24 protein-coding genes and 1 pseudogene are annotated in these 25,953 nt (G+C 26.4%); 24 read left to right on the forward strand and 1 reads right to left on the reverse strand.

Annotated features, from left to right (window positions below; genetic code table 11):
- The first annotated feature begins 35 nt into the window (after positions 1-35).
- The 22 genes and pseudogenes from ACTCCZ_RS01120 to ACTCCZ_RS01225 all read left to right on the forward strand — a co-directional run bounded on the left by ACTCCZ_RS01120 (position 36) and on the right by ACTCCZ_RS01225 (position 21,605).
- A complete protein-coding gene (locus ACTCCZ_RS01120) occupies positions 36-644 on the forward strand; it encodes an ATP-binding cassette domain-containing protein (protein ID WP_079577356.1) in 609 nt (202 codons plus the stop codon).
- A complete protein-coding gene (gene hemH / locus ACTCCZ_RS01125; RefSeq protein WP_079577357.1) occupies positions 634-1,563 on the forward strand; it encodes a ferrochelatase in 930 nt (309 codons plus the stop codon). The genes ACTCCZ_RS01120 and hemH overlap by 11 nt, the downstream gene beginning before the upstream one ends.
- A complete protein-coding gene (gene amrA, locus ACTCCZ_RS01130) occupies positions 1,563-2,111 on the forward strand; it encodes an AmmeMemoRadiSam system protein A (protein ID WP_079577358.1) in 549 nt (182 codons plus the stop codon). The genes hemH and amrA overlap by 1 nt, the downstream gene beginning before the upstream one ends.
- 3 nt (positions 2,112-2,114) lie before the next feature.
- Positions 2,115-3,959 (forward strand): response regulator, encoded by a 1,845-nt coding sequence (locus ACTCCZ_RS01135; protein WP_079577359.1) that lies wholly within the window; start codon positions 2,115-2,117, stop codon positions 3,957-3,959.
- A 1-nt stretch (position 3,960) separates the two neighbouring features.
- On the forward strand, positions 3,961-5,742 hold the full coding sequence (gene amrS, locus ACTCCZ_RS01140; RefSeq protein ID WP_079577360.1) for an AmmeMemoRadiSam system radical SAM enzyme: 1,782 nt from the start codon (positions 3,961-3,963) through the stop codon (positions 5,740-5,742).
- Positions 5,742-6,488, forward strand: a complete 747-nt coding sequence (locus ACTCCZ_RS01145) for an ElyC/SanA/YdcF family protein (RefSeq protein ID WP_079577361.1) — start codon at positions 5,742-5,744, stop codon at positions 6,486-6,488. Before amrS ends, ACTCCZ_RS01145 begins: the two co-directional genes overlap by 1 nt.
- A 65-nt stretch (positions 6,489-6,553) precedes the next feature.
- On the forward strand, positions 6,554-7,294 hold the full coding sequence (locus tag ACTCCZ_RS01150) for a metal ABC transporter ATP-binding protein (RefSeq protein WP_079577362.1): 741 nt from the start codon (positions 6,554-6,556) through the stop codon (positions 7,292-7,294).
- The gene (locus ACTCCZ_RS01155) at positions 7,284-8,093 is read left to right on the forward strand and encodes a metal ABC transporter permease (protein WP_228145282.1); all 810 of its coding nucleotides are present in this window, start codon (positions 7,284-7,286) and stop codon (positions 8,091-8,093) included. The genes ACTCCZ_RS01150 and ACTCCZ_RS01155 overlap by 11 nt, the downstream gene beginning before the upstream one ends.
- Before the next feature lie 43 nt (positions 8,094-8,136).
- Positions 8,137-8,979, forward strand: coding sequence for a CvfB family protein (locus ACTCCZ_RS01160; protein ID WP_079577363.1), 843 nt, complete (start codon positions 8,137-8,139; stop codon positions 8,977-8,979).
- Positions 8,980-9,035: 56 nt separating this feature from the next.
- A complete protein-coding gene (gene prx-suh / locus ACTCCZ_RS01165; protein WP_079577364.1) occupies positions 9,036-9,572 on the forward strand; it encodes a thiol peroxidase Prx-SUH in 537 nt (178 codons plus the stop codon).
- Positions 9,573-9,655: 83 nt separating this feature from the next.
- Complete coding sequence (locus tag ACTCCZ_RS01170) at positions 9,656-10,846, forward strand: NnrS family protein (RefSeq protein ID WP_079577365.1); 1,191 nt, start codon at positions 9,656-9,658, stop codon at positions 10,844-10,846.
- Positions 10,847-10,909: 63 nt separating this feature from the next.
- A complete protein-coding gene (gene msrP / locus ACTCCZ_RS01175; protein ID WP_079577366.1) occupies positions 10,910-11,869 on the forward strand; it encodes a protein-methionine-sulfoxide reductase catalytic subunit MsrP in 960 nt (319 codons plus the stop codon).
- Entirely contained in the window at positions 11,869-12,420 is a 552-nt protein-coding gene (locus ACTCCZ_RS01180; protein ID WP_079577367.1) for a protein-methionine-sulfoxide reductase heme-binding subunit MsrQ, read from the forward strand. The genes msrP and ACTCCZ_RS01180 overlap by 1 nt, the downstream gene beginning before the upstream one ends.
- A gap of 293 nt (positions 12,421-12,713) precedes the next feature.
- Positions 12,714-13,469 (forward strand): SDR family NAD(P)-dependent oxidoreductase, encoded by a 756-nt coding sequence (locus ACTCCZ_RS01185; RefSeq protein WP_079577368.1) that lies wholly within the window; start codon positions 12,714-12,716, stop codon positions 13,467-13,469.
- Complete coding sequence (locus ACTCCZ_RS01190) at positions 13,466-13,903, forward strand: nuclear transport factor 2 family protein (RefSeq protein WP_079577369.1); 438 nt, start codon at positions 13,466-13,468, stop codon at positions 13,901-13,903. The genes ACTCCZ_RS01185 and ACTCCZ_RS01190 overlap by 4 nt, the downstream gene beginning before the upstream one ends.
- Entirely contained in the window at positions 13,896-15,152 is a 1,257-nt protein-coding gene (locus ACTCCZ_RS01195) for an MFS transporter (RefSeq protein WP_079577370.1), read from the forward strand. Before ACTCCZ_RS01190 ends, ACTCCZ_RS01195 begins: the two co-directional genes overlap by 8 nt.
- A gap of 62 nt (positions 15,153-15,214) precedes the next feature.
- Positions 15,215-15,736, forward strand: coding sequence for a lipocalin family protein (locus ACTCCZ_RS01200; protein WP_079577371.1), 522 nt, complete (start codon positions 15,215-15,217; stop codon positions 15,734-15,736).
- The gene (locus ACTCCZ_RS01205; RefSeq protein WP_462996402.1) at positions 15,733-16,968 is read left to right on the forward strand and encodes an NAD(P)/FAD-dependent oxidoreductase; all 1,236 of its coding nucleotides are present in this window, start codon (positions 15,733-15,735) and stop codon (positions 16,966-16,968) included. Before ACTCCZ_RS01200 ends, ACTCCZ_RS01205 begins: the two co-directional genes overlap by 4 nt.
- Positions 16,965-17,711, forward strand: coding sequence for a DUF1365 domain-containing protein (locus ACTCCZ_RS01210; RefSeq protein ID WP_079577373.1), 747 nt, complete (start codon positions 16,965-16,967; stop codon positions 17,709-17,711). The genes ACTCCZ_RS01205 and ACTCCZ_RS01210 overlap by 4 nt, the downstream gene beginning before the upstream one ends.
- Positions 17,712-18,935: pseudogene (locus tag ACTCCZ_RS01215) on the forward strand (class I SAM-dependent methyltransferase).
- The gene (locus ACTCCZ_RS01220) at positions 18,932-19,474 is read left to right on the forward strand and encodes a DUF3833 domain-containing protein (RefSeq protein ID WP_079577374.1); all 543 of its coding nucleotides are present in this window, start codon (positions 18,932-18,934) and stop codon (positions 19,472-19,474) included. The pseudogene ACTCCZ_RS01215 and the gene ACTCCZ_RS01220 overlap by 4 nt, the downstream one beginning before the upstream one ends.
- Before the next feature lie 79 nt (positions 19,475-19,553).
- On the forward strand, positions 19,554-21,605 hold the full coding sequence (locus ACTCCZ_RS01225; protein ID WP_079577375.1) for an ATP-dependent helicase: 2,052 nt from the start codon (positions 19,554-19,556) through the stop codon (positions 21,603-21,605).
- Here the strand turns inward: ACTCCZ_RS01225 and ACTCCZ_RS01230 are convergent.
- A complete protein-coding gene (locus ACTCCZ_RS01230; protein ID WP_159445712.1) occupies positions 21,602-23,029 on the reverse strand; it encodes a GGDEF domain-containing protein in 1,428 nt (475 codons plus the stop codon). The genes ACTCCZ_RS01225 and ACTCCZ_RS01230 overlap by 4 nt on opposite strands.
- 416 nt (positions 23,030-23,445) lie before the next feature.
- Between ACTCCZ_RS01230 and soxC the strand changes: the two genes are divergently transcribed.
- Positions 23,446-24,783 (forward strand): sulfite dehydrogenase, encoded by a 1,338-nt coding sequence (gene soxC / locus ACTCCZ_RS01235; RefSeq protein ID WP_079577377.1) that lies wholly within the window; start codon positions 23,446-23,448, stop codon positions 24,781-24,783.
- Complete coding sequence (locus ACTCCZ_RS01240) at positions 24,752-25,945, forward strand: c-type cytochrome (RefSeq protein WP_079577378.1); 1,194 nt, start codon at positions 24,752-24,754, stop codon at positions 25,943-25,945. The genes soxC and ACTCCZ_RS01240 overlap by 32 nt, the downstream gene beginning before the upstream one ends.
- The last annotated feature ends 8 nt before the right edge of the window (positions 25,946-25,953 follow it).

Below are 25,953 nucleotides of genomic sequence, written 5' to 3' on the forward strand. Positions count from 1 at the left end.
ATATAATTAATTATATATAAGTATTTAGGTAAAAAATGAGTAATGATTTAGTATTGAGCATAAAAGACCTCTCTTTTTATTTTAATAATAAAAAGATGATATATGATAATTTCAATCTTGAATTAAAAAGAGGGGAACTTATTTGTATTGTAGGGGAGAGTGGAAAGGGAAAAAGTACTCTATTTGAGCTTATTTGCAATAACTTAAAACCCCAAAAGGGAACTATTAAAGTTAAAAAGATAAGTTCAATATATCAAGATCCTTATAGTTCATTTCATCCATCTTATAAGATTTTAGAGCAAATAGAAGATGTAGTTGATAATGATACTTTAAAAAATGAATTAAATAAATTATCTCTTGAGCTTAATTTAAATAAAGAGTTTTTATTAAAAAAACCTCATGAGTTAAGTGGAGGTCAGCTTCAAAGATGTTCAATCTTAAGAAGTTTATTGATGAAACCTGATCTTTTACTTGTAGATGAGGCAACATCAGCTTTAGATAATATTATATCTTTAGAGGTTATGAAACTTTTAATAAAATATTTAGATAAATGTGCAATACTAATGATTACACATGATATCTCACTAGCTAATTGGTGTGCAGATAAAATTATAGATTTAAATAGGTTGAAAAATGAAAAATAAAAAAGCATTGGTTTTATTAAATATGGGTGGTCCAAGGACAAAAGATGAGTTAAAAATGTTTTTAACTAATATGTTTAATGATAAAAATATCATTACAGTTAAAAGTAGCATTTTAAGAAAGATGATTGCTTTTTTTATTACAACTTCAAGATTAAATGAAGCATGGAAAAATTATGAAGAAATAGGTGGATTCTCTCCAATTAATAAAATAACTGAAAATTTAGTAGATAAATTAAATAATAGTTTTGATGATATTTATGTAACTCAAGCCATGAGATATACTCCACCTTTTTCATCAACAGCAATAAAACAAATTAAAGAACAAGGTATAAAAGATGTGATTTTACTTCCTTTATATCCTCAGTATTCAACAACAACAACAAAATCTTCTGTTGAGGATTTTTATGAAGTGGCAAAAGATGAGTTTAATATAGAAGTTATTGATCCTTTTTATAAAAATGAGAGTTTTAATGATATTATTTTAGAAGAGTTAGTTTCAAAAGTTGAAAATGTAAGTGAATATAATCTTATTTTTTCAGCTCATGGTCTTCCTCAAAAAATTGTTGATGCAGGTGATGTATATGAAAGACATGTTAATGAGCATGTTCGAATATTATCAGAAAAACTACAAAAAAAAGGTTATAACTTTAAATCAACAAATTTAGCTTATCAATCAAAGGTAGGACCTTTAAAGTGGCTTGAACCATCTTTAGATGATATGCTAAAAAATTTTAAAGATCAAAAAGTTTTAATTTATCCAATTGCATTTATTATTGATAATTCAGAAACAGATTTTGAATTAAGCATTGAGTATAAAGAGATTGCTGATGAAATTGGAATAAGTGATTATAAGGTTTGTAAGTGTGTAAATGATAGTGAAGAGTTTCAAGCTACAATTAAAGAGTTAATAGGAAAGTAATGGATTTAAAAGTTCTTTTAGATATTGCAAGAAAAAGCATTTTTACATATTTTGATAAATCATTAGTTTTAAATAAAGAGTTTTATTTATCAAACTTTGATGAATTAAGTGAGCAAAGAGCAAGCTTTGTAACACTTACTATAAATGGTAGATTAAGAGGTTGCATAGGCTCTTTAACTGCACATACTCAACTTTATGAAGATGTTTTTATAAATGCAAGAAAAGCAGCTTTTAATGATCCAAGATTTGAACCTTTACAGTTCAAAGATTTTACAAATATAAAAATCGAAGTTTCAGTTTTGACTCCACCAAAAAGAGTAACTTATATAGATAGATATGATTTAAAAGATAAAATAATTCCAAACAAGCATGGTGTAATTTTAAGCTATAATGAAAATCAAGCAACTTTTTTACCTCAAGTTTGGGAACAGTTACCAAGTTTTGATGAGTTTATAAATTCATTGTGCTTAAAAGCAAATGTATCAGCATCTTGTTTAGAAGAGAATGCGCAGATTTTCATATATGAAGCCATGAAAATCAAGGAATAATCTATGCATAAAGAAAAAGTATCTAAAAAAAATTTAACTATATTGTATGTTGAGGGTGAACAAACAATAAAAAATGAAATTGCTTCAATTTTAGAACTTTTTGCAAAAGAAGTGATTGTAGCATCAAATGGTCAAGAAGGCTTAGATATTTTTAAAACTAAATCAATTGATTTAGTTATTACTGATATAAAAATACCTAAATTAAATGGTTTTGAAATGCTAAAAGAGATTAGTAAAATAAATAAGGAAATACAAGCTATTGTAATTTCTTCATTATTTGAAGCAGATCTTATAAAACAAGCAAATAAAATAGATATTATTAATGATTATTTGGTAAAACCAATTGATATCTCAACTTTTTTTGAAAAAATAAATAAGGCTTATAAAAATATTCAAAGGCAAAAAGAGTATGAGAGTGTTACAAAACTTTTAGAACAGTATAAAATAGCAGTTGATAAATCTGCTATTGTTTCAAAAACTGATGTTAATGGAAAAATTACCTATGCAAATAAACAGTTTTGTGATATCTCTGGATATTCAATAGATGAACTACTTGGTAACTCACACAATTTAGTAAGACATCCAAATAATAGTAAAGAGTTTTTCAAAGATTTATGGAATACAATCAAAAATGAAAAAAGAGTTTGGAGAGGTAGATTTAAAAATAGAGCAAAAGATAGCTTAACTTATATAGTTGATGCAACAATAGTTCCTATTTTAAACTCAAATGATGAAATTGATGAGTTTATTGCTATTAGATATGATGTAACAGAAGTAGAAGCATACAAAGAGTTCTTACAAGAGAAACTTTTTACTTCTCAAGAAGATGCAACAAGAAGTGTTCATTTATTAAAAGAGTATGAACATATGATTAATATAAGTGCTTCTGTTATAAGGGTTGATATAGATAAAAATATAACCTTTGCAAATAATAGATTATTGCAACTTTTACATTTTGAAAATAGCAATGATTTAATAGGAAAAGAGTTTTTTACTATTATAGATAAAAGCTCATATAAAGAGTATGACAAAGTTTTTGATGATATTTTAAATAATGGTTTATATAGAGGAGTTTTGAACTTTTGTTGTAATAAGAAGAAAAATCTTTATAATATGGATTTTACTTTTAGAGCTATTAAAGATGTGGATGGTAATATCAAAGAGTTTATGGGAATTGGTAAAAATATTACTGAGACAATAAATCTACATAAAGAGATTGAAGATACACAAAAAGATGTGATTTTTTCCCTTGGAACTATTGGAGAAGCAAGAAGTAAAGAGACAGGAAATCATGTAAAAAGAGTTGCAGAGTACTCATATATTTTAGCAAAAGAGTATGGATTAAATCAAGAACTTGCTGAATTAATAAGATTAGCCTCACCTATGCATGATATTGGAAAAGTTGCTATTTCTGATAATATTTTAAATAAACCAGGTAAATTTACACCAGAAGAGTTTGAAATTATGAAAGAACACGCAAAATTGGGTTATGATATGCTTAAAAACTCAAATAGACAAATTTTAAAAGCATCTGCAACAGTAGCACATGAACACCATGAAAAATGGAATGGAACAGGCTATCCAAGAGGTTTAAGTGGTGAAAATATACATATTTTTGGAAGAATAACAGCAATTGCAGATGTATTTGATGCTTTAGGAAGTAATAGATGTTATAAAAAAGCATGGGAACTTGATAGAATTTTGGATTTATTTAAAAAAGAAAGAGGAAAACATTTTGATCCAAAACTTGTAGATATCTTTTTTGATAATTTGGATAAATTTCTTGAAATACGAGATAAATATAAAGATGATTATGAACAGATAGAGGACTTAGAGGCTTATAGATAAAATGCAGTACTTCAAAGAAAAAAATGATAAACAAATTTGTTTACTTTGTAGTTACTACTGTCAATTAAAATTAAACCAAACAGGTATTTGTGGAGTTAATAAAAATATCAATAATAAAATTAAGTGCTTAGTTTATGGACATATAAGTGCTTTTAATGTTGATCCTATTGAAAAAAAACCACTATATCATTTTTTGCCAAATAGTAAATCTTTATCTCTTGGTACTGTTGGATGCAATTTTAAATGTAGTTTTTGCCAAAATCATGGAATTTCACAAGAAAAAAATATAGACACTAGTAATTATATTTCGCCACAAGAAATAGTTCAAATAGCAATACAAAAAGATTGTAAATCAATCTCTTATACATACAACGAACCAACAATTTTTTATCCTTTTGCAAAAGATATAGCACTTGAGGCTAAAAAATATAATATAAAATCTGTATTTGTAAGTAATGGCTTTGAAAGTAGTGAAGTTATTGATGATATGAAAGATATTATAGATGCTGTTAATGTTGATTTGAAATCATTTAATAGTGATTATTACAAAAAGAAGCTTGGTGGAAATTTACAGCAAATATTAGATAACTTGATACATTTTAAGAAAAATAATATATGGCTTGAAGTTACTACACTTATAATTCCTACAAAAAATGATTCAAAAGAAGAGTTATTTAATATGGCAAGTTTTATAAAAAAAAGTTTAGGAGAAGAGACTCCTTGGCATTTAAGTGCTTTTCATCCTGATTATAAAGAGCTTGAGCTTCCAAGAACTTCTTTTGAAAAATTAAAACAAGCCTATGATATAGCAAAAAAAGTAGGTTTAAAAAATGTTTATATTGGGAATGTTTCTTATGAAAACAATACTTATTGTAAAAATTGCAATGAGTTATTAATAAGTAGAAAATACTTTAAGATAATAAAAAATATAATTGTTGATTCAGCATGTCCAAAATGCAGTAAAAAAGTAAAGGGAGTATTTGAAATGAGTAATAAAAAAATATCAATTGCTGGTACATTTTATCCAAATAATAAAGAAGAAATTTTAGATTTATTTAAGCATTTTAATAATAGTTTCAAATTGAAATCTCAACCTTTAAAAGCAAAAGCTATTATTTCTCCCCATGCAGGATATATTTATAGTGGATTTACTGCTAATTTAGCTTTTAATATTGCTTCACAAAATCAAAATTTTGAAAGAGTAGTTGTTATTGGTCCCTCACATAAAGTCTATTTTGAAAAAGCTTCAATTTGTTTAAATAGCAATTATGAAACTCCTTTAGGAGATATAGAAGTTGACACCCAATATGCAAATAAAATACTTGAAAAATACCAATGGTGTGATTATATACAAGCTGTTCATGAAGAGCACTCTACTAAAACACAAGCACCTTTTATTAAGCACTATTTTTCAAATAGTAAAATAGTAGAGATTGTTTATGGGAAAATCGATTTTAATGATTTAAGTAAACTTATTGAAAATATACTTGATGATGAAAAAACTTTTTTAGTAATAAGTACAGATTTAAGTCACTTTTATAACTTAAAAGAAGCAAATTATAAAGATAATATTTGTTTAAATGCAATTGTTAAAAAAGATTTGACATTATTTGACAAGGGTGCTGAAGCTTGTGGTATGATAGGTGTAAAAGCCCTTGTTAAAGCTTCAATCAATAAAAATTTAGAAAATGAAGTATTGCATTATTGCACAAGTTTTGATAGAACAAAAGATGATTCAAGGGTTGTGGGATATGCTTGTGTTTTAGTAGGAAAAAAGAGTTGATGTTTTTAGTAAAAAAGATTATTTCTGGTTTTTTTATGCCTTTATCCCTTGGATTGATTTTATTTTTAGTTGCTTTAGTCTTTTTATATAAAAAATCATATTTTAAAAGTAAAGTTTTTTTTGTATTGTCATTTTTTTGGATAGTTTTATTATCTTATGAGCCAATCTCAAATAGATTATTATATCCTTTAGAACATAGTTATAAAGCTTTGAAAACTATACCAAAAGATATAAAATATATTGTAGTTTTAGGTAATGGACACACAACAAATGAGAGTTTAAGTATCACTTCACAGCTAAACACAACTTCATTAAATAGATTTTTAGAAGCTTATAGAATATATAAAAATACTTCAAATAGTAAACTTATTTTTTCAGGCTATGAAGGAAAAGATGTTACTTCTCATGCTTTTATGCAAGAAAAACTTGCATTGTCTTTAGAAGTAAATAGTGAAGATATTATTACTTTACCTAAACCAAAAGATACAAATGAAGAAGCTTTAGCAGTAAAAAAGTTATTAAAAAACAAAAAGTTCATACTTGTAACTTCTGCTTCACATATGAAAAGAGCTATGTTGATATTTCATAAACATGGTTTATTGCCAATTCCAGCAGTTACAAATCATCTTGCAAAAAATAAGGGCTATTTTTTATCAAGACCAAAAGCTTATAATTTATATAAATCAGAACTTGCTTTTCATGAGTATTTGGGAATTTTATGGGAAAAATTTAAAACTATTTTTTGATACAAAATTAATAATTATTTAGATAATATTGCGACTTAGTTGCATTTGATAGAAAAGGTAAATATTTGAATATAATAAAAATAAAAGATTTATCATTTAGTTATGATAAAGTAAATGTTTTAGAAAATATAAATTTAGAGATAAAAAAAGGTGATTTTTTAGCTATTATTGGACCAAATGGTGGTGGAAAAAGTACCTTGTTAAAACTAATTTTAAATCTTAAAGAACCCCAAAAAGGAACTATAAAAAAGAGTCTAAAAGAAGAATCATTTGGCTATGTTCCACAAAATACAAATTTAAATATAGATTTCCCTATAACAGCACTTGAAGTTGTTCTTATGGGACATATTGGTTCAAAAAGAAAACTTTTTGGTTATTCAAAAGAGGATATTGCTTGTGCTATGAAATCTTTAGAGCAAGTTGGTATGCAAGAGTTTGCAAAAAGTAAGATAGGAAATTTAAGTGGCGGGCAAAGACAAAGAGTATTTATAGCAAGAGCACTATGTGCAAATCCACAAGTAATGTTACTTGATGAACCAACAGCAAGTATTGATGTTAAAGGACAAAAAGAGGTTTATGAGTTACTTGCAAAATTAAATGAAAATATTACAATAGTAGTGGTAAGCCATGATATTTCTGTATTGTTAAATTATGCAAAAAGCGTAGCACATGTAAATAAAAATCTTGTTTACCATAAGCTTGATAATGTTGAGAAAAATCTTGATGATAGTGAGCATTTATGTGAAGTGGAACTTCTTTCAGCACTAGGAAAAAAATCTTCTTGTGGATGTAATCATGGATGCTAATATGTTAATACAAGCTTTATCATTTGATTTTGTTCAAAATGCACTTTTAGCTGGAGTTTTAATCTCAATAGCAGCAGGAGTAATTGGTTCACTAGTTGTTGTAAACAGACTTACATTTTTAGCAGGTGGAATAGCTCATAGTTCATATGGTGGAATAGGTTTAGCAATTTTTCTAGGAATACCTATATTATTGGGAGCTACGGTATTTGCCGTTATTACAGCAATATTTATAGCTTTTATCACTCAATATAATAAAACTAGAATTGATAGTATCATTGGAATGATGTGGGCATTGGGAATGGCTATTGGTATTATATTTGTAGATTTAACTCCAGGATATAATGTAGATTTGATGAGTTATTTATTTGGTTCAATAATTGCTGTTTCAAATGAAGATATTATATATATGTTTACTTTAGATATTTTAGTAATCTTATTAATATCAGTTTTTTATAAAGAGATTTTAGCTGTATCATATGATAGTGAATTTGCAAAATTAAGAGGTATTAGTGTTAGATTCTTTTATACACTTATATTGATTTTAGCAGCATTATGTGTAGTAGCAGCAATAAGAGTTGTAGGTTTGATTTTAGTAATTGCACTTTTAACAATTCCTACATACATAGCAGAAATTTTTGCTTCTAAGCTCTCATCTATGATGATAATAAGTTCATTATTTGCACTATTTTTTACAATAAGTGGCTTAGTGATTTCTTATTTTTATGATATAAGCTCTGGAGCAAGTATTATTATTGTTGGAGTTATAACTCTTTTTTTAGTAAAAGTTATAAAAAGATAAAAATTAGATATAATATCAAAAATTAAAATAACGGAATAACCATATGAATAAACAGATAAAACTAGGTGAAATAAACACATTAAAAATAAATAGAGCAAGTGAGCCAGGACTTTATTTAATAAGTGAAGATGAGGTAGAAGTTTTACTTCCAAATGCATATATAAAAGATGGTATGGAACTTGGAAAAACAGTTGATGTATTTATATACACAGATAGTGAAGATAGGTTAGTTGCAACAACTTTAACTCCTAAATTAAAACTTAATGAAATAGCTGCTTTAGAAGTTGTAGATATAGCAAGATTTGGTGCTTTTGTTGATATTGGATTACCAAAAGATATTTTAGTTCCAATAAACAAACAAAAATCACCTTTTAAAGTTGGTGAAAAAAGAGTTCTAAAGCTAGTTGAAGATGAAAAATCAAATAGACTAATTGCTACTGAAAAGTTTAAAGAAGAGTATGATAGAAATACAAATAGTTTTAAAACAAATGATGAAGTAGAAATAATTATTTATAAAAAAACACCTTTAGGTTTTAAAGTATATGTAAATAAAAATTTTGAGGGTATGATTTATCATAATGAAATATTTTCAAAATTAAATATTGGAGATATTAAAAAAGCCTATGTTAAAACAGTAAGAGATGATGGAAAGCTAGATATTGTTTTACAAAAAATTGGTGTTAAAAATAGTGATGATGATTTATATAAAATAGTTGAAGTTTTAAAATCTAATAATAACTATTTAGAAGTTACATCAAAAAGTGATTCAGAATTAATTACAAAGCTTTTTGAGATGAGTAAAAAAAGATTTAAAGCAGCGTTAAATACTTTAATTACTGAAAATAGAGTGATTTTAGAAGCAAATGCAATAAAACTTAACCATTAAGTAGTAATTCAAATAAATTTTATATAATATTTTAAACAAAGAAATAAGGACAAAAAATGGCAATTACACATTTAAAAGGTGAAGAAGTAAAACTTACAGGAAATGAAATCAATGTTTCAGATGTAGCTCCTATTGTAAAAATAGTAGGGCAAGATTTAAGTGAAATTCAAGTAGGTGGAGAAAAAGGATGCGCACAAGTTTTAGTTGTTGTACCATCTTTAGATACACCAGTTTGTGCAGCAGAAGCTAGAAAATTCAATGAAGAAGCTGTAAAACTAGATAATATAGAAGTAGTTGTTGCATCTATGGATTTACCTTTTGCAATGGGTAGATTTTGTACAACAGAGGGAATTGAAAATTTAAAAGTTGGAAGTGACTTTAGAAATAAAGAACTTGCAACAGCTTATGGAGTTTTAATTGAAAATGGAGCTTTAAGAGGTGTTGCTGCAAGAGCTGTATTTGTTATTAATGCAAGTGGAGTTGTTGTATATAAAGAAATTTGCAATGAAATAACACAAGAGCCAAACTATGATGCTGCTTTTGAAGCTGCAAAAGAAGCAACAAATACATCTTGTTGTGGAACTTGTCAGTAATCAATTTTTTAATTTAACATTTAAGTTATAATTATTTAAACATTAAAAAGGAGTTTTAAGCTCCTTTTTTTATAGGAGTAATTATGACTACATGGTACAAAAACTTTTCTAGCCAACCCCATCAAGCTTTTTTTTCAAATGGAATGATTTTTTTCATTCTTTTTTTATCTTTACTTTTAGGTGTATATACACAAAAAATATCAATTAATAGTTCAATATTAGATTATCATGCTTATAGTATGATTCATATTGTATTTATTCAGTTTTTTATTGGATTTTTGTATGTAGTTTTCCCTAGATTTTTAGTACAAGCACAAATAAAAGTATCAACTTATATGAAACACTTTTATCTATATTTTTTTAGTAGTGTTGGCTTTTTTATCTCATTGTTATTTGCAAATGATTATTTGTTTCTTTTCTCTTTTACTCTTTTAATTGCACAAATTTTATCATTTAAAACACTGTATGAAATCTATAAAAATAGTAAGGTTACAAATAAATATGATGCTAAGTGGATATTGATTTGTTTTTTTATAGGATTGATTTCTCACATATTTTTTTATATATCATTTTTTGATGTTTCTTTTTCATTTACTTTAAAAAAACTTGCTATTAATAGTGGTTTTTATATATTTTTATTTGGAATCATTTTTGCAGTATCTCAAAGAATGATACCATTTTTTACACAAGTAAAAGTGCCTGAGTATAAAATAAATAAAAGTTCAAAAATTATGGAGATATTTTTCTTTTTGATGCTATTAAAAGTAATAGCCATGTTTTTTGAAAACTCTTATTTTGCTTTAATAAGTGATACACTATTTTTTGTATTTATTGTAAATGAATTAGTAAGATGGAATCTTCCATTATTTAAAGTTAGTGCAATTATGTGGGTTTTATATTTATCTTTATTTTGGATTCCCCTTGGATTTTTTATATCTGTATTGGAAAATAGTTTTTCTATTTTAAATATCAATTTTATTTTCGAAAAAGCATCTTTACATACTTTTGCTTTAGGATATTTTACGACAATACTATTAGGTTTTGGAACAAGAGTTGTTTTAGGACATTCTGGACGAACTCCTTATGCAAATAGTTTTACAAAATTTCTATTTTTAGTATTGCAAGGAGTAATTATCTTAAGAGTATTTGCTTCTTTTACTTTAAATAGTAATTTAAACTATGTTTTTTGGATAAATATCTCCTCTTTTTTACTTTTACTAATTTTACTTTTATGGTCAAGTAGTTACTTGAAAATTTTATTAAAAGGCAAATAAATACTACACATATCCTTAACAAATATGTTATAAACTATAATAATAGATTTTAAAGGATATGGTATGTACAAACTTACAAAAAAAGATTGGGAAATTAGTGAAAATGAAGTAACTTCAAAAGAGTTATTTGATAATAGAAGAACTTTCTTAAAACTTGGTGCTGCAAGTGTAATTGCAAGTGGTTCAATAATGGAAGCTTTAGCAAAAGAAAAAATGCCTATTAAGAATCTAAAATTTACAGAAGATCCAAACCCCAATAATCTAATACTAAATACTTACGAACAGATAACTTCACATAATAACTTTTATGAGTTTACTACAAATCAAAGAAAAGTAAAAGATATGGCTCATACTTTAAGTACGAAAAATTGGATTATAGAAGTTGATGGATTAGTTGAAAAACCAATGACTTTAGATTTTGATGATTTGTTAAAAAAGTTTGCTTTAGAAGAAAGAATTTATAGATTTAGATGTGTTGAGGGTTGGTCTATGGTTGTTCCTTGGATTGGATTTGAGTTGTCTAAACTTATCAAATATCTAAAACCTTTATCTAGTGCAAAATATATAAGATTTGAAACTTTATATGATGAGCAGATGTTCCCTGATCAAAAAAATAAAGTTTTCAATGCTGTTGATTATCCTTATGTTGAAGGTCTTAGAATGGATGAAGCTATGAATGAACTTACACTAATGGCTGTTGGCTTATATGGTTCATCTATGCCAAAGCAAAATGGGGCTCCAATTAGACTAATAGTTCCTTGGAAGTATGGTTTTAAATCTATTAAATCAATTGCAAAAATCTCTTTTACAGATAAAGAACCACTTAATACTTGGCAAAAAGAGAATCCAAAAGAGTATGGCTTTTATGCAAATGTAAATCCAAAGGTTGACCATCCAAGATGGTCACAAGCTAGGGAGAGAGTTTTAGGTAAATTTTTTAAACAAAATACATTAATGTTCAATGGTTATGAAAAACAAGTTGCACATTTATATAAAGGCATGGACTTAACAAAGGATTTTTAGTGAAATATCTATTATTTGTGCTTTTTTTATTACCTTTAGTAGTTACATCATATGAATTGTTTATTTTACAAAGTGTAAATGATCCAATAAAATATATATATACAGTAACAGGTGTTATTTCAACAGTTTTGTTATTTTCTAGTATTTGCTTATCTATGATAAGAAAATGGGTTAATCTAATAAAATATAGAAAAATGATAGGACTTTTTGGATTTTTCTATGCATTTTTACATTTCTTGAATTTTACTATTTTAGATGCACAACTTGATTTTAGTTTTATAATAAAACAAAGTTTAGATAAGCCATTTATTTATCTTGGAATGATTGCATTTTTTATTCTTTTATTTATGGCTATTACATCAAAAAAGAATCTATTTAAAAAGTACAATAAGTATCATAAGCTAATTTACTTTGCTTTAATACTAATAACAATACATTTTGTGATGGCTCAAAAGTCATTGACTTTTATTCAATTTTCATACATAGTACTAATTTTAGTAATAGGATATTTTAAACTTTTACAAGAAATTATTAAAAGAAATAGAGTATAAGTGTATAGTTAACTATTTGTTAACTTTTTGTTGAGATTTAGTTAATACTATACTGTTATAATTTTTATAGAAATAAGCAAGATACGGACTTACTTATTTTCCAGTAAAAATAGACAGCGAATTAGAAGTTTTCCGACAACTAATTTTTTATGTTTCCTTGTGTGTAAAAAAGGCCTTCTTTTGAAGGTCTTTTTTTTTGCCTAAAAAATTCAAATATTAACTAACAAATATTAACTACTAAAAAACTTTATATGATTATATTATAACTCAATGCTTGAAATAAAGGACATGCTATGTCTAAAAAAATTTGGATAATTGGAGCTAGTAGTGGAATAGGTTTAAACCTTGTTTTACTTTGGCTTGAAAAAGGTTATAGTGTTATAGTTAGTGCAAGAAGCGCTACTAAATCAAAAGAGTTAATATCATTGATGGGAAAATATCCTTCTAAATTAACTTTGATAAATATTGATGTGAGTAATGAATCTTCAATTAAAGATTCCCTTGAAAAAATAAAATCACAAGAACACAAAATAGATTTACTTTTTTATAATGCAGCTGTTTACAATACTTTTGATTTAGATAATTGGAATATCAAGGATTTTGAGCAAATGGTTGATATTAATTATCTAGGAGCTATTAGAGTAATATCTATTTTAAAAGATTTTTTCCAAGAACAAGGCTTTGGTAAATGGATATTTAATTGTAGTTTATCTAGTGATTTTGGACTTCCTTATGGGGGTGCTTATAGTGCTTCTAAAGCTGCACTTGTAAATATTTTACAATCAATTCATCCAGAATTAAAAAGAAAAAATATAGAACTCCAAATTATTAATCATGGCTTTGTAAATACAAGACTAACTAAAAAAAATGATTTTGAAATGCCTCAACTTTTAGAACCTACTGATGCTGCTAAAATAATTGCTTCACAAATAGAAAAAAACAAAGGCTTTGAGATAAGGTTTCCTTTTAAACTAGCACTATTTTTAAAACTTCTAAAAATTTTACCTTATTTTATTTCATTAAATATTACAAAAAGGCTTTTAAAATGAGTACTAAAGACTATTTAAAAGCATATTGTGAGTTTTTTGAAACTATAAATAAAGATACACAATTTGAAAAATATAACTATTTTTTTGATGAAAACTCTATTTTTCAAGACCCTTTTCAAAAAGTTGTAGGTGTAGAAAAGATTTATGAAGTTTTTCAAGATATGTATGAGCTTTTATATGAAGCTAAATTTAAAATATTAAGTCATAGTTGTGATGAAAATCAATCATTTATACATTGGACTTTTGAGTATAAAACGAAAAAAGATTCGCATTTAAGTTCATTTGAGGGAGTAAGTATTGTTAAGTTTAATGACAATGCAAAGGTTTTTTCCCATGTAGATTATTGGGATGCTGCAAGTAATATTTATGAAAAAATACCTTTATTAGGTTTTATTTTAAGGCTTATTAAAAAAAAGATAAGTATAAATGAATAAAGAACTTTCAAAACTAAAACTTTTTTCATACTCATTATTTGCTATTCCTTTAGCTATTTTAGGTTTACCTTTATATATTTATCTTCCAACTTTTTATGCAAAAGATGTTGGAATTGATATGGCATTAGTAGGAGCTACTCTTTTAATTGCAAGGGTTATTGATGTTTTTACTGATCCTATTATTGGAAGATTAAGCGATAAATATTTTAAAAGATATATTTTTATAATAATTGGTTCAATTTTAGTGTTATTTTCATTTTATTTTTTAACTCATCCTATAAGTAATGCAAATGCTTTTTATTTGTTTATTTTTTCAGTACTTATTTATACTGGATGGAGTTTATTAACTATTCCATATTTTAGTTTAAGTGCAGAGATAAGTTTTAATAAAAACCATAATAATCTTCTAGCTTCAAGTAGGGAGTTTTTTACAATAATAGCTGTTGTTCTAGCTTTATTTCTACCCTATTATTTTAACATTTCAAAAGATGAGCAAAAATCTTTACTTTTGATGTGGGACTTGGTGTTATATTTACTTCCCATTCTTTTAATTTTTTTAGTATTTGGAACTAAAAATACACAAAAAATAGATGCAGATATAACAATAAAAGAGTCATTTGTATTTTTGAAGAAAAATAGTTTCAAATTTAGAAAACTCTTTTTTGCTTTTTTTATAAATAACATTGCAAATGCTATTCCTGCAACTTTATTTATACTTTTTGTAACTTATGTAATAAATGAAAAAGATTCAATTGGAGTACTTCTTTTAGTATATTTTTTATCAGGGGTTTTAGCTTTACCTTTTTGGTATTATATTTCTAAAAGATTTGGTAAAAAAAATAGTTGGATTTATTCTATAATCTTAGCTTCATTAGTCTTTTTATATGTTCCTTTTTTATCAGAGGGTGATTTTGTACCTTTTTTAATTGTATGCATTATTTCAGGCTTTAGTTTGGGTGCAGATATGTTTTTGCCCTCATCAATTCAAGCAGATATAGCACAAGATTTTACAAAACAAAATAGTCAATTTACGGGGGTTTTATTTAGTTTTTGGGCTATGCTTACAAAATTAGCACTTGCAAGTGCGGTGGGGATTACTTTTATTATTTTAGGAGTTTTTGGTTTTGATTCAAATCCTCAATCTTCAACTTCTCAACTACTATTATCTTCTTTATATAGTCTTTTGCCAATAGTTTTAAAACTACTTGCTGTAGTATTTATTCTAAAATCAAAACATCTTGAATATTAATTGACTATTTATAAGTACAAAATAGCACTAATTTACTATAAAATAACTACACAGGAGAAAAAATGTTTTACAAGCTACTAATAATTACAATTTTTACAATAAATGCAAATGCATTAAGTCCAGTAAAATTTGCAAGTATAGATAAGTTTAGTGGCTTATGGTATGAAATAGCAAGAACACCAAACTTTTATCAAGAGGGCTGTGTTGCTTCTAGTGTGGAGTATGTTTTACAAGAAGATAACACATACAATATTTATAATAGATGCTTTGAAAATGAAATAGGTGGAAAGCTTATTGAATATTCAGGAGTTGGAAAAACAGCTTCAAAAAACAAAGACTCAATTTCTAAAATTGATATGACATACTTTTGGATTTTTACTAAAAGATATAATATAGTTTATATTGACCAAGATTATAAAAATGCAGTTGTTAGTGATGAAGATAAGAAACATATTTGGATTATGAGTAGAACACCTAAGATGAAAAAAGAGAAATTAGATTTTATTTTAGAAAAACTTAAACCTCATGTAGATTTAAATAGATTGATATTTACAAAACAAGATGAACAAGGAAGATATAAATGAAAATAGCAGTTATAGGTGCAGGAATTAGTGGATTAGCAAGCGCATATTTACTTAGTAAAAAACATGAAGTTGATCTTTATGAAAAAGAGTCAAGATTAGGTGGGCATGCAAGAACTACAATTGTACAAGAAGATGATAAGGAGTTTGGTGTTGATACTGGTTTTTTAGTTTTTAATCATGAAACATACCCACTTTTAACTAAGCTATTTAAACAACTTGGTGTAAAGATTGAAAATAGTGATATGAGTTTTGGTTTTTGGGATAAAAAAACAAATGTAGCTTATAATGGTGATTCTTTAAGTGGATTGTTTTTTCAAAAGAAAAATATTTTTTCATATAATCACTATAAAATGATAATGGATATTTTAAAGTTTAATAAAAAAGCAAATAAAGATTTAGAAATAAATCATGAAGACTTAAATAAAAACCTAGGAGAGTATTTATCTATTTTTTCTGATGTCTTTAAACAAAGATATATTTTGCCTATGGGTGCTGCTATTTGGTCAACACCTGATACAAAAATGAATGATTTCCCTGCTAGAACTTTTCTTCAGTTTTTTAAAAATCACGGTTTACTTGGAGTTGGTACTCATCATCAATGGTTAACTGTAAGTAATGGCTCAATAAATTATGTAAAAAGAATATCAGAATATATTTCTGGAAAAATTGTACTTGATAGTAACATTGTAAAAGTAAAAAGAGAAAATAATAAAGTAGTTTTAGAAAATAGTGTTAATGATACTTTTTTTTATGATAAAGTAATATTTGCTTGTCATGCGCCACAAGTATTAGAGCTTTTAGAAGATGCAAACGATGATGAAAAAGAGATTCTATCTTGTTTTTTATATAAGCAAAATAAAGCAGTTTTACATACAGATAAGAATGCTTTATATCCAGATAAGAAAATCTATGCAGCATGGAACTATACAAATAATGAAGATAGAACAAGTGTTAGTTTATCTTATTGGATAAATAGATTACAAAATCTAAAAACAAAAAAAGATTATTTTGTAACTTTAAATGAAGATTATAAATTTCAAAACTATATAGAAGAGGTTTCATATGAACATCCTCAATTTGATAGAAAAGCAATACAAGCACAAGAAAAAAGAGATTTAATAAACGGTAAAAACAACAGTTACTTTGCAGGTGCATATTGGAGATATGGTTTCCATGAAGATGGATTATATAGTGCAAATACAATTGCAAAAGAGTTTGGATGTGAATTATGAGTCATCAGTTTTTAGAAGGAAAGATATATCATAAAAGATTTGAGCCAAAAGTACATGAGTTTACTTATGGTTTTTATCTTTTAAATATTGATTTAGGTGATTTTCAAAGTTTAAAAAATCAGAAATTTTTTTCAATAAATAGATTAAATCTCTTCTCATTTTATGCAAAAGATCACTTTGGGAAAAATGATAATTTTATACAAAATGTAAAAGAATTACTTAAAAAATTTAATATAGATGAAGAAGAAGTAAGTTTAAGGTTTATCACTCTTCCAAGAGTTTGTAATTTTGTATTTAATCCAATAAGTTTGCTTTTAATAATAAAAGATGAAAAACCTATTTATATGTTAGCAGAAGTACATAATTATAATGGTGGAAATATAATATATGATTTAAAACTCCAAGAAGATGAAGATAACAAATATAGTGCAGTGATTACAAAAGATATGTATGTTTCACCATTTTTTAATAGAGATGGAACATATTTTTTCACCTTAATTTTAAAAGAAGATTTTTTAAGTTTAAAAATTGATTATCATGAAAAAAAAGAAAAAAGCTTAACAGCTGTTTTTAGTGGTAAATCTTTGACGTTTAGTAGTAAAAACATCTTAAGGCTTTTTTTTAAGTACTGGTTTTTAACAATATTTGTTGTTACAAGAACACTTTGGCACTCTTTAAAACTATATAAAAAAGGTCTAAAGTGGCATAGTCCTACAAAGCAAGATGAAACAAGGAGATTTTAAATGAAGAAGTTTTGGGAAAAGTTTGGATATGGCTTTTTATCAAAAATTGAAAAAGGAACTTTAGAAGTTGTTTTTTCAAATGGCAAAAAAGAGATTTTTGGAGATAACTCTAATCCAAAAACTACACTTTATATAAAAAATAATAATTTTTTCAAAAAAGTTATGTTGTATGGAGATATAGGTTTTGCTGAAAGTTATATGGATGAAGACTTTGAAACAAATGATCTTACAAATCTGATTTCAATTGCTTTATTAAACTCTAATAAACTAGGCTCATTAAGCAGTGATGAGAAAAATAATAAACTAATTAATCTACTTCCTCAGTTTAATAGAATAAAACATATATTAAGAAAAAATTCAAAAAACAATTCAAGAAAAAATATTTCAGAACATTATGATTTGTCAAATGACTTTTTTAAACTTTTTTTAGATGATACGATGATGTATTCAAGTGCAGTTTTTGAAAATAAAGATGAAGATTTATTTGAAGCACAAAAAAGAAAAATATCATTACTTGCTCAAAAACTAAGAATAGATGAAAATTCACATGTTTTAGAAATAGGTTCTGGTTGGGGTTCTATGGCATTGCATCTTGCAAAAGAGAGAAAATGTAAAGTAACAACAGTAACTTTAAGTAAAGAACAAAAAGCCTTATGTCTAAAAAAATTTAAAGAAGAAAAAGTTGAAGATGTAATATAGATTTTATTAAAAGATTATAGAGATTTAGATGGTAAGTATGATGCAATAATAGCTGTTGAAATGTTTGAAGCAGTTGGAAGAGAATATTTTGATGTTTTTTTCAAAAAATGCCAAGAGTTATTAAAGCCAAGTGGTGTTTTAGCAATGCAAGTTATTACTATGCCAGATTGTAGATATGAATACTATTGTAAAAGTACTGATTTTATTCAAAAGTATATTTTTCCAGGAGGTCATCTTCCAAGTGTAGGAAAGATTTTAGATGTTACTTCAAAACATACAAGATTGAATTTATTACATATGGAAGAGTTTACAGAAGATTATGCAAAAACATTAAATATTTGGCATGAAAATTTTGTAAATAAACTTGCTGAGGTCAAAAAACTAGGTTTTGATAACTATTTTATTAGAATGTGGAAGATGTATTTAAACTATTGTGAAGCTGCATTTATAACACGAAATATAAATCTTGTTCAATTAGTATTTTCAAGGGATCAAAACATCTATTTAAATAAAGGCTTAATATGAATTTAAAGATATTTTATACACTAGGATTTTGCTTTTTCTTAGGAGGTTGTGGATCTATGAAGATTAGTGATTTTAATAATACTACTCCTAAATTCGTACCACAAGACTATTTTAATGGTAAGCTAACTGCTTATGGTTTAGTAAAAAATAGAAGTGGAGAGATAATAAGAACTTTTAAAGGTGATTTAGTAGGAAGTTGGGATGAAAATGGTGTTGGAACTTTAGATGAAAGATTTGTTTATAATGATGGAGAAAAACAAACAAGAGTTTGGACTTTAAAACCAACTTTAGATGGCAAATATATAGGTACAGCAGGTGATATTGTAGGTGAAGCTACCATGTTAGTAAATGGAAATACTGTTATGATGGATTATACTATGGAAATTCCTTATAATGGCACTACTATTAATATTGATGTAAAAGATTGGTTACATTTACAAGAAGATGGTGTAATAATAAATCATTCAAAAATGAAGAAATTTGGAATAACTGTTGGTGAACTTGTAATTACTATAATTAAGGATTTTCCTAAGAACTAATTAGTTGAAATAAATGCAAAGTATTTTTATGATAATATTCGAAAATGATTAAACTTACACATAAAAATGAATTCAACTAATGCCTTTATCAAATTTAAACAAAGAACAACTAGAAGCTGCAACTTGTGAACCTGGATATAACCTAATAATCGCAAGTGCAGGTACAGGAAAAACCTCTACTATTGTTGGAAGAATTGCAAACTTAATTAATGCTGGAACAAAACCAGATGAAATTTTACTATTAACTTTTACAAATAAAGCAGCAGCTGAAATGGTACAAAGAGTTGCAAAATTTTTTGGAAAAGATATTGCTGCAAAAATCATGGCAGGTACTTTTCACTCTGTTTCATATAAACTACTTAAAAAACTTGAAATAAATATTAATTTAAAGCAACCAAATGAGCTTAAAACACTATTTAAATCTTTATATGAAAAAAGAGTATTTTATAATAGAGATGATGAAGCAAACCCATATGATGGTGGCTATTTATATGATTTATATTCTCTTTTTTTAAACTCAAATGATGGTGAAGAGTTTGGAGAATGGATAATGACCAAAAATGCTGCACATGAACTTTATACTCCAATTTATGAAGATGTAGTTTTAGAGTTTGATGATTTAAAGAAAAAATATGGTTATGTAAATTTTGATGATTTATTGGTTCTTATGTTAAATACTTTAAAAGAGAATGAGTTTGATTTTAAAGAAATTTTGGTTGATGAGTATCAAGATACAAACCCTTTACAAGGAAGATTACTTGATGGCTTTAAACCAAAATCACTATTTTGTGTTGGAGATTATGATCAAAGTATTTATGCTTTTAATGGTTCAGATATTGGAATTATTTCAACTTTTTCAACAAGATATCAAGGTGCAAATGTATACACTTTAAAGAAAAACTATCGTTCTTCAAAACCTATTTTAGATTTAGCATCAAAAGTAATAGAGTATAATGAAAGAATATATGAAAAAAATCTTCAAGTAATGAGAAATGATGTAGATATTAAGCCAAAACTTTTAGCTTTTAATGAACTCTTTGGTCAATATGAATATATCTCAAAACTTATATCTCAAAGTAGTACACCACACAATGAAATTGCAATTATCTTTAGAAATAACTCAAGTGCTGATGGTATAGAAGTAAACTTAAGAGAGTTTAGTATTCCTGCAAAAAGAAAAGGAGGAATGTCTTTTTTTGATGCAATGGAAGTTAAATTTATTATTGATATTTTAATGCTTCAAATATCCCATAATGATATGATGGCTTTTATTCATTTAGTAGAGTATGGAAAAGGTATAGGAAAAGCAATAGCAAAAGATATTTTTGATGCACTAGTAAAACTAGGTCATGGAAAGTTATTTGATGGATTGTTTAATCCAGATGATAAAATAAAAAATCCATATGAATCAAGTAAAGTTAAAAATATTCAGTTGGGTTTATTTGATGATTTTATAGAGCTTGGAAGTTTAGCTAAGTTTAAAGATTGTGGATTTGAAGAGAGGTTTTTATCAAATCCAATACTAAAACATCCAAAACTAAGTGTTGAGGGTGCGAACTATTTATATGATTTTTATAAGTTATTAAAAGAGTTAAAAAGAGTTAAAACACCAAGTTCTCAAATTGAACATATTTTTAAAAGTCCACTTTTTAATAGAGTCAAAGAGATATTATCTACAAAAAGAGCGACTCAAAAAGATGGTACAGTAAATTTAGAACTTAAAAATAACTCTATTTCAAAAATAAATAGAAAAGCTGTTCTTTTAAAAAGGTTATCAACTCACTACACAGAACTTTCAAAGTTTATTAACTCAATGGTTTTAGGTGGAAGTGAAATGAGTGAGGGTGATGGGGTAAATTTACTTTCTGTGCATGCAAGTAAGGGCTTAGAGTTTAAAGAGGTTTATGTAATTGATTTAATGGATGGAAGATTTCCAAATAGAAAGCTTATGAGTAAAGGTGGAAGTTTAGAAGAAGAGAGACGACTATTTTATGTAGCAGTTACAAGAGCAAAAGATATTTTGTATTTAAGTTATGCCAAATATGATAGAATTAAAAAAATAGATTTTATACATTCACCATTTTTAAAAGAAGCAGGATTAATAAAAGACGAAGCTAAGAGTGAAGATTAGATAAGATTTAATCTACTTCTTACTCTATTTTTACCAGAATTTTTTGCACTATAAAGATGAGTATCTGCTTTTTGTAGCATTTCATCAATAGTTGAACAATTTTTTATATCACTTACTCCAAAACTAGCTGTTATATTGATATTTTCATTTTTTATTACAATATTAATATTTTCAATACTTTTTCTAATCTTATTGGCAATTTTTATTGCTTTATTTAAGTCTGTATTTTTTAATACTATTGCAAACTCTTCTCCACCTAATCGACCAAAGATATCATCTTCAATAATATTTTGTTTTACACATTTGCTAAAAGCAACCAATGCTCTATCACCTAAATCATGTCCATAAGAGTCATTTAGCCTTTTAAAGTTATCAATATCAATCATAATAACACAAAGATTATTTAAACTCTTATTTGCTTGTGAAAAAATATTTTGGGCATGCATAAAAAAATGTCTTCTATTCATAGTCTTTGTTAAAAAGTCAGTATGTGCTAAATCATATAGTTTTAAATTTACTTTTTCTAACTCTTTTAATGCAGAGCTAATTTGTAAAGTTCTCTCTTCAACTCTATTTTCAAGATTTTTATTATGTTGCTTAAGAGTTTTTTGATAAATGTATGTTGTATAAAAAAGAAGTATTAAAAATAGTATTAAAAAAGCGCAAAATATAAATATTGTATTTTCTCCTTCTTTCATGAATAAAGTATTATTTTTTAGTTTTAAAGAGAATAAGTAGTGACTTTCTTGACTATAAAAAGATACTTTTGTAGTTATGTTTTGAATATCTATTTTTGTATTCAAAAATATTTTATCAAAAATTTTAGAGTTAAATATTTCATTTTTATTTGAATATATATGCTCATCAATTAAAGATACTTTTTCAAAGTTTAAAGCTAGATTTTTTAGCTCTTTTTTACTTATATGCTGAACTGTGTAAATAAAAAACTCTTTATTTACAGTTTTTTTATTTATAAAAAAAAGTTGTGAGTTAATATTTGCAATAGTTCCAAAAGTTAATAAATTAGAAAAAGAGTTTAAAATCTTTTTTTCTATATGTATAAGATTTTTTATTTTGTGATTAGAATTTATTTTTTTTAATACTATTTTAGAGTTTTTTTCAATAATCAAAAAATCCAAATCAAGGGTATTCATAATAAAATCTGTTTTTTCAAGATTGTTTTTTTCTAAGATATTTTTGTAGTTTTTATTTAAGTTTATAAGATAATCAATCTTCTTTTCATTTTCTAAAAGTCTATTTTCCATATTGTGAATAAATGTTTCTAAATGCTTTAAATTCTCTATTTTTTCTATATTTATATATTTTTTCATTATTGTAAAGTAGCTAAAAAGTATAAATGTAATAGTTAACAAAGAGATTGTTATTACAAATAATATGGTTCTATTTTGTATGATTTTTTTCACTATTATTTTACTCTTGATGTGGTGTGGTTTGAATTAAATTTATAATAATACCATAAAAATCTAAAATTACTATAATTTATAGTTAAATAAATATAATAAATTTTAATTGTGTTTAGTTATGAAAATAGTTTTGTTAAATTTATAGTTTAAAAATAAAATTTAACTATGAATAAAAATTAATTTTTATTTTTAATAGATAAAATCACCACCATAATTAAAAATTATATTTAATATAATTTTTCACTATCATTCTATAAGAGCCTATTTTATTGCTATCTTATTGCTACTAAAAAATATTATACTTACATGGTGATAAGAAAAAATCAGTGTTTCTAGTTAGTTGCTTATAAATTTCAATAATAAACATATAATTGTAATTTTATAGCTTAATTGTTGTATATTAAAGAGGGGAGCATATGAAAAACAGTAAGGTTATTAAGATGAGTAATCTTGATGTTAGTGAGGTAAAAGAGTCTTCCAGAAGAGACTTTTTTAAGAAGAGTATTATGTATTCAGCAGGTGCATTAGGAGCAGGTTCATTTCTTCTTCCAACAAGTGCAAATGCAAATGAAAAAGAGATAATGCAAGAAGCCCAATGGAGTACAAAACTTGGTGATCCTGTAAATAAAAATTTATATGGCTTACCCTCAGCATATGAGCATAATAATATAAGAAGAACTCATGATTTATTATCTTCAGGTGATGCATATGCTTCTATATCAATGTGTCCAATACATGAGTCAGAGGGAATTATTACACCAAATGGATTATTTTTTACAAGAAATCATGGTGGAACTGCTCAAGTTGATCCAAATAAGTGGAGACTTATGATTCATGGAAAAGTAAAAAAACCAATTGTTTTAACTTTAGATGAATTAAAAAAGTATCCAAGTGAAACTAGAATTTATTTTATTGAGTGTCCTGCAAATGGAAGTCCAGAGTGGAGAGGACCTCAGTTTAATAGCTTGCAGTTTATGAAAGGAATGATGAGTTCTGCTCAATGGACTGGGGTTATGTTAAAAACTATCTTAAAAGATATCGGACTTGAAAAAGATGCAGTTTGGATGTTAGCTGAGGGTAGTGATAATGCAAGTAATCCAAGAACAATACCTGTTGAAAAGGCACTTGATGATGTGATGGTAGTGTGGGCTCAAAATGGTGAGGCTTTACGTCCAGAACAAGGTTATCCCGTAAGATTAATTGTTCCAGGTTGGGAAGGTAATTTAAATACAAAATGGCTAAAAAGATTAGAGTTTTCAAATAAACCTTGGCACTCAAAAGAAGAGACTTCAAAATATACAATGCTTCAAGAATCAGGTAAAGCTATTAGATATTTTTGGGTTAATGAGGTTAATTCTGTAATTACTTCACCATGTCCTGAAAAGCCTTGGAGTGATCTAAAAAAAGGTGATTTAGTTGAAATTGAAGGACTTGCTTGGTCTGGAAGAGGAACAATAAAACATGTTGATATATCTTTAGATGGTGGTGATAATTGGGTTGAAGCAGATTTAAAAGGGCTTGTTTTACCAAAATCATGGACAAGATTTAGTTATATCATAAAATGGAAAGGTAAACCTTTATTGTTAGCAAGTAGAGCAACAGATGATGTGGGACATACACAACCAACAATTGATGAAGAGACTTCTAAAGTTGGAGTAGAGTCTGTTTATCATAGAAATGCAATAGTAACATGGGAAATTACAAAAAAAGGGGAGTGTAACAATGTACAAATTAGAAAACACAAAAAAGCATAAAAATACGCTTCTAAGTCTTGCTTTTGCCATGCTTACAGTTAGTGGTTTAGCTTTTGCTAAAAGTGATGTTGCAGTTGATGGAGGTAAAGTCTATCCTGTAAAAAATGGTAAATATACTCTTTATTATCAAAATTCACAAGATATAAAAGATTTTGGTTTAGGTAGAGAAGCAACAAAAGATGAGATTAATGCTTGGAATATAGATGTTATGCCAGATGGAACAGGACTTCCAAAATATGATACAAAAAGTGGAAAACCTGTATTAGACGAAGATGGTAATCCTAAGATTGCACAAGGTAGTGTAGAGTGGGGTGAAGAAGTTTATGATGATAAGTGTGCAAGTTGCCATGGAGAGTTTGGAGCTGGAGGTAAAGGTTATCCTACTTTAGCAGGTGGTTCTAAAGATTCTTTAAAACTGCAAAGATTAAATCCAGCACATATGAATCCAAATCCACAAGGACCTTTTAAAACTATTGGTTCTTATTGGCCATATGCAAGTACTCTTTTTTGGTATGTTCAAGACTCTATGCCTTATACAAATCCAAAAAGTTTATCAAATAGTGAAACATATGCATTAGTAGCATATTTATTATCTGTAAATGGAATAAAAATAGATGGTAAAGAGCTTGATTATGAGTTTGTCTTAAATAAAGATAATTTCTCAAAAATAAAAATGCCAAATGAAGATGGTTTCTATCCTACAGTTGATACACCTAAAAACCCTAAGCAAGGTGTAGAGAATATGAGAGAATTCTTTATAAATGCAAAAGCTTATGGTATTGGAAAAAGATGTATGAGTGATTGTATTAAAGAAGATGTAAGTAGTCTTATTATGAAAGTAAAAAATGATTTATCACAAGATGCAAATCAAGTTTTATCAACAAAAAGAGATTTGCCAAAGACAAAAGATAATCAAACTTCAAGTATAGGAAAAGCAATCTATGAGTCTAAATGTGCAGTTTGTCATGGAAATGATGCTATTGGAGCACCTGTTTTAGGCGATAAAGAAGAGTGGGCAGATGTTTTAGCAAAAGGTATAGATGCAGTTTATAATAATGCTTTAAATGGAATAAATGCAATGCCACCAAAGGGTGGGCATATGGATATTTCTGATGAAGATCTTAAAAAAACAGTCGATTATATGATTGAGTTAAGTAAATAAGAAAGGAG

Source organism: Malaciobacter sp. (assembly GCF_055140965.1).

Coding starts and splice junctions, on each gene's coding strand:
- ACTCCZ_RS01205 (WP_462996402.1), top strand. CDS start 15,733: ATGAAAATAGCAGTTATAGGTGCAGGAATTAGTGGATTAGCAAGCGCA.
- ACTCCZ_RS01200 (WP_079577371.1), top strand. CDS start 15,215: ATGTTTTACAAGCTACTAATAATTACAATTTTTACAATAAATGCAAAT.
- ACTCCZ_RS01240 (WP_079577378.1), top strand. CDS start 24,752: ATGTACAAATTAGAAAACACAAAAAAGCATAAAAATACGCTTCTAAGT.
- ACTCCZ_RS01160 (WP_079577363.1), top strand. CDS start 8,137: ATGAATAAACAGATAAAACTAGGTGAAATAAACACATTAAAAATAAAT.
- amrA (WP_079577358.1), top strand. CDS start 1,563: ATGGATTTAAAAGTTCTTTTAGATATTGCAAGAAAAAGCATTTTTACA.
- ACTCCZ_RS01135 (WP_079577359.1), top strand. CDS start 2,115: ATGCATAAAGAAAAAGTATCTAAAAAAAATTTAACTATATTGTATGTT.
- ACTCCZ_RS01170 (WP_079577365.1), top strand. CDS start 9,656: ATGACTACATGGTACAAAAACTTTTCTAGCCAACCCCATCAAGCTTTT.
- ACTCCZ_RS01210 (WP_079577373.1), top strand. CDS start 16,965: ATGAGTCATCAGTTTTTAGAAGGAAAGATATATCATAAAAGATTTGAG.
- ACTCCZ_RS01225 (WP_079577375.1), top strand. CDS start 19,554: ATGCCTTTATCAAATTTAAACAAAGAACAACTAGAAGCTGCAACTTGT.
- ACTCCZ_RS01195 (WP_079577370.1), top strand. CDS start 13,896: ATGAATAAAGAACTTTCAAAACTAAAACTTTTTTCATACTCATTATTT.
- msrP (WP_079577366.1), top strand. CDS start 10,910: ATGTACAAACTTACAAAAAAAGATTGGGAAATTAGTGAAAATGAAGTA.
- ACTCCZ_RS01220 (WP_079577374.1), top strand. CDS start 18,932: ATGAATTTAAAGATATTTTATACACTAGGATTTTGCTTTTTCTTAGGA.
- soxC (WP_079577377.1), top strand. CDS start 23,446: ATGAAAAACAGTAAGGTTATTAAGATGAGTAATCTTGATGTTAGTGAG.
- prx-suh (WP_079577364.1), top strand. CDS start 9,036: ATGGCAATTACACATTTAAAAGGTGAAGAAGTAAAACTTACAGGAAAT.
- ACTCCZ_RS01155 (WP_228145282.1), top strand. CDS start 7,284: ATGGATGCTAATATGTTAATACAAGCTTTATCATTTGATTTTGTTCAA.
- ACTCCZ_RS01190 (WP_079577369.1), top strand. CDS start 13,466: ATGAGTACTAAAGACTATTTAAAAGCATATTGTGAGTTTTTTGAAACT.
- ACTCCZ_RS01120 (WP_079577356.1), top strand. CDS start 36: ATGAGTAATGATTTAGTATTGAGCATAAAAGACCTCTCTTTTTATTTT.
- amrS (WP_079577360.1), top strand. CDS start 3,961: ATGCAGTACTTCAAAGAAAAAAATGATAAACAAATTTGTTTACTTTGT.
- ACTCCZ_RS01145 (WP_079577361.1), top strand. CDS start 5,742: ATGTTTTTAGTAAAAAAGATTATTTCTGGTTTTTTTATGCCTTTATCC.
- ACTCCZ_RS01185 (WP_079577368.1), top strand. CDS start 12,714: ATGTCTAAAAAAATTTGGATAATTGGAGCTAGTAGTGGAATAGGTTTA.
- hemH (WP_079577357.1), top strand. CDS start 634: ATGAAAAATAAAAAAGCATTGGTTTTATTAAATATGGGTGGTCCAAGG.